The 3839-nt window shown below is 39.5% G+C and carries 3 protein-coding genes; all 3 read left to right on the top strand.

Annotation, left to right across the window (positions count from 1 at the left end):
- Positions 1–266 precede the first annotated feature (266 nt).
- The 3 genes from E4T71_RS08250 (at position 267) to E4T71_RS08240 (ending at position 3716) form a co-directional block, all read left to right on the top strand.
- A complete protein-coding gene (locus E4T71_RS08250; protein ID WP_167758502.1) occupies positions 267–833 on the top strand; it encodes a YSIRK-type signal peptide-containing protein in 567 nt (188 codons plus the stop codon).
- Positions 834–3257 carry an SH3 domain-containing protein gene (locus tag E4T71_RS08245; protein ID WP_135038840.1) on the top strand — a complete coding sequence of 808 codons (2424 nt, stop codon included), beginning with the start codon at positions 834–836 and terminating at the stop codon, positions 3255–3257. It begins immediately after the preceding gene.
- Positions 3258–3452: 195 nt separating this feature from the next.
- Positions 3453–3716 carry a helix-turn-helix domain-containing protein gene (locus tag E4T71_RS08240; protein WP_135038838.1) on the top strand — a complete coding sequence of 88 codons (264 nt, stop codon included), beginning with the start codon at positions 3453–3455 and terminating at the stop codon, positions 3714–3716.
- Positions 3717–3839: the final 123 nt, after the last annotated feature.

Below are 3839 nucleotides of genomic sequence, written 5' to 3'. Positions count from 1 at the left end.
CTAGAGGCTTATTTACCATGGGCTCCAAAAATCCAAGAGAATTGTAGATAAAGAAAACTCCAAGATTAAAAGCAATCTGCTTATAATCTTGGAGTTTTGTCAATATACTCTGTTATTGGGCGCTTACGTTGATGTTTACTTAGTGACGTTTGAGTAATATTTTGAATGTTTGGAGGAGTTTTACTTCTCCTATTGAAAAAAGTGAAGGAATATTATAAAATGAAGATGTAACATAAACGAAAGGAAAAGTAACAGAAATGACATCTATGAACAACGGATCGCAGCAACGTTTTTCAATTCGCAAGTATTCTTTTGGAGTTGCTTCAGTTCTCATTGCTAGTTTTGCCTTTGTGGGAGGACAGGTACAGGCGGATAGTCACACAGAAGTTTCGACAGAAACTGCAAGTATAGTTTCCAATGATGTCAAGGCGACAAGCCAGCTGGAGTCAGAGACTGTGACTGGAGAAATATCAAGTGAAACAAGAGAACTTGATAGCCCAAAAGTAGATTCTGTGCCATCTGTTACCTCTGCTAGCTCTATTCCAAGTGAGAATGCATTAGAGAATAATGAACCTACGACTTTGCAGTCATCTAGAGCAGTAGAAAATCCTACTTCTTCCAAATATTCAAGTCAGGATCGGTCTATGTCAACCGTTTCTGGAAGTTTAGCCTCTAGTCCACAAACAGATTTACCAAGTTCTGGAACTTATGTATTTCAAGAGACAGCAAATGTTCAGAATCTTCCTGAACTTTCTAGTCCGGTTCTTGCGGTTTATGATAAGGGGCAGTCTGTAAAATACGATAGTATTGTAAGTAATGAAAATCGATTATAGTTGTCTTATATTAGCCGAACTGGTTTCCGTCGCTATGTAGTTCTTCCAGCTCAGAATACTTCAGGCCAGACAACAGATTCCGCGGTTGCCAATACCTTGAATGCGTTAGCTCCTCGAGGGACCTATACTTTTAGTAAGACTGCAGGTGTGAAAAACGAGGCTCGGATTGCGAGTCCAGATATTGCGACCTATAAAACTGGGCAGTCTGTGCGCTACGATCGTGTCCTTACGGCGGATAATCACAGGTGGATTTCTTACATTTCTTATTCTGGAACTCGTCGCTATGTAGCTATTGGCGGACTTACTGAAGCAGAGAAACCAGTAAGCTCGAAAGTTGAGGTGGAGAAGACAAACACTACGACAAATGTATCCTCCGCTAGTAAGGATGTTTCGACTTCAAAACCATCTAGAGTAGTGGAAAATGTTAATTCCTCCAAAAAAACAAGTCAAACTCAGACTAATTCAGTAGTTCCTACAACTGTCGGAACTAGTTCACAAAAAGATTTGCCAAGTTCTGGAAGCTATGTATTTCAAGAGAAAGCAAATGTTCAGAATGCTCCTGAACTTTCTAGTCCAGTTCTTGCGACTTATAACAAGGGACAATCTGTAAAATATGACAGTATTGTGAGTAATGAGAACCGATTATGGTTGTCTTATATTAGTCGCACTGGTGTCCGTCGCTATGTAGCTCTCCCAGTTCGGAAGACTTCAGTTCAAACGACAGACTCCACTTCAGCAGGTACTAATACCCCAACTGCCTTAGCTCCTCAAGGGATTTATACTTTTAGTAAGACTGCAGGTGTGAAAAACGAGGCTCGGATTGCGAGTCCGGATATTGCGACCTATAAAACTGGGCAGTCTGTGCGCTACGATCGAGTCCTTACGGCGGATGATCACAGGTGGATTTCTTACATTTCTTATTCTGGAACTCGTCGCTATGTAGCTATTGGCGGACTTACTGAAGCAGAGAAACCAGTAAGCTCGAAAGTTGAGGTGGAGAAGACAAACACTACGACAAATGTATCCTCCGCTAGTAAGGATGTTTCGACTTCAAAACCATCTAGAGTAGTGGAAAATGTTAATTCCTCCAAAAAAACAAGTCAAACTCAGACTAATTCAGTAGTTCCTACAACTGTCGGAACTAGTTCACAAAAAGATTTGCCAAGTTCTGGAAGCTATGTATTTCAAGAGAAAGCAAATGTTCAGAATGCTCCTGAACTTTCTAGTCCGGTTCTTGCGACTTATAACAAGGGACAATCTGTAAAATATGATAGTATTGTGAGTAATGAGAACCGATTATGGTTGTCTTATATTAGTCGCACTGGTGTCCGTCGCTATGTAGCTCTCCCAGTTCAGAAGACTTCAGTTCCAACGACAGACTCCACTTCAGCAGGTACTAATACCCCAACTGCCTTAGCTCCTCAAGGGATTTATACTTTTAGTAAGACTGCAGGTGTGAAAAACGAAGCTCGAATTGCGAGTCCAGATATTGCGACCTACAACCCTGGACAGTCTGTTAGCTACGATCGTGTTCTTACAGCCGATAACCATAGATGGATTTCTTATATTTCTTATTCCAAAGTTCGTCGTTATGTGGCCGTTGAAGAGCTTACCCAACCAAGCCAATCAGTAACTTCAGAAGTTAAGGTGGGAACAACAGGGACAAATTCACAAACTGCTGCAGGGGTAGCTATTCCGTTACGTTATCATAAAACTGTCAATGGAAAAACATTTACCTTAGTCGGTGGATTTGATCCAACAATCAATAAGTTAAAAGAGTTAGTGCAAGCTATTCGCAGTCTGGAAGTCCAAGGATATAATATGGGCTTTTCGATGATTGATGTAGTTACCCAAAAAGGGATTGAATACAGGGCTGATCAGACCTATTATTCTGCAAGTACGATTAAAGGTCCATTTGTCGCAAGTCTGGCATCGATGAATCCAAGAAGTATGAGTCAAAGTAAAGAGACTATGCTAGCGGTTCTTACTCAATCTAGTAATGAGGGATATAAGCAACTTCGCACAATCTATGGGGCATCTAGTATCTATAATTGGGCAAGAGAGGCTGGATTAAGTGAAGGGAAGGTTCAAGCGCTTTATCCTTATTTGACCCCGCGTGATTTGATGGGACTTTGGAATCAAAATTATAAATACTTTACTAATAGTGCTCAAGGTCATGAAGTTGCTACTTGGTTTGAAAAACCAAATCTTTCACCTATAAAATCAGTCCTAGGTTCTCATTATAAAACATTTAGTAAGGCTGGTTGGATTGGTGGTTGGGGTTATCATGCAGCTAACGATGCAGGTATTGTTCGTACGCCTAAAGGTGATTATATCGTATCAATCATGTCAAATGCAGATGGAAAATTGGGGCTTTTGAATCCAGTAGTGAGAGCTCTAAATGAGATTCATAAACAAATTTAGTATTGAAGTTTAAACTGAATGAATATTGAATACAAATAAAGCTTTATGTACTTAGATAAGATCAAAGAAGGTCTTGTTTCAAGTAGATCAGAAATTAAGACAAAAGAAAACGGTCACCCATTGTGATGATATAGTCCTACTTGAGTAGACAGTACAAATAAATAAAGTACTGTTTACGAAAGTAGGATTTTTATTATGTCGCGTAAAAGTAAAATTAGTTTTGAAGATAAACTAGAAGCGGTAACCCAATATCTTAAAGGTGAAGCTTCTAGTTCCGTGTTGGCTCGTCAATATGGTGTTGCCAGGAGTACTATTCGAAGATGGATTAAAATGTATCAATTGCAGGGTTCTGAGGGGCTGCTACCTAGAAAAAGTAACCAGAGCTATACTACAGAGTTTAAACTTAGCTGTGTTGAAGCCTATAAATTAGGAGAAGGTTCTCTTTTAGAAATAGCGTAAGCGCCCAATAACAAGGTATCTTTAACCGAACTAGAAATCTAGCTATACTAATCTTATAAATCATCAGGATGGAGATTGATATGGTAGATTCTCGCTCGTTCACTAGGATAAATTTATGTGATT

The organism is Streptococcus sp. WM07, from assembly GCF_004570525.1.
GTDB lineage: Bacteria > Bacillota > Bacilli > Lactobacillales > Streptococcaceae > Streptococcus.
Note: the sequence above shows the minus strand (reverse complement) of the source record. Positions and strands in the feature narration are given on the sequence as shown.

What these genes read in the sequence shown, in the direction of transcription:
- E4T71_RS08250 (WP_167758502.1), top strand. Translation starts at nt 267, where the DNA reads ATGAACAACGGATCGCAGCAACGTTTTTCAATTCGCAAGTATTCTTTT.
- E4T71_RS08240 (WP_135038838.1), top strand. Translation starts at nt 3,453, where the DNA reads ATGTCGCGTAAAAGTAAAATTAGTTTTGAAGATAAACTAGAAGCGGTA.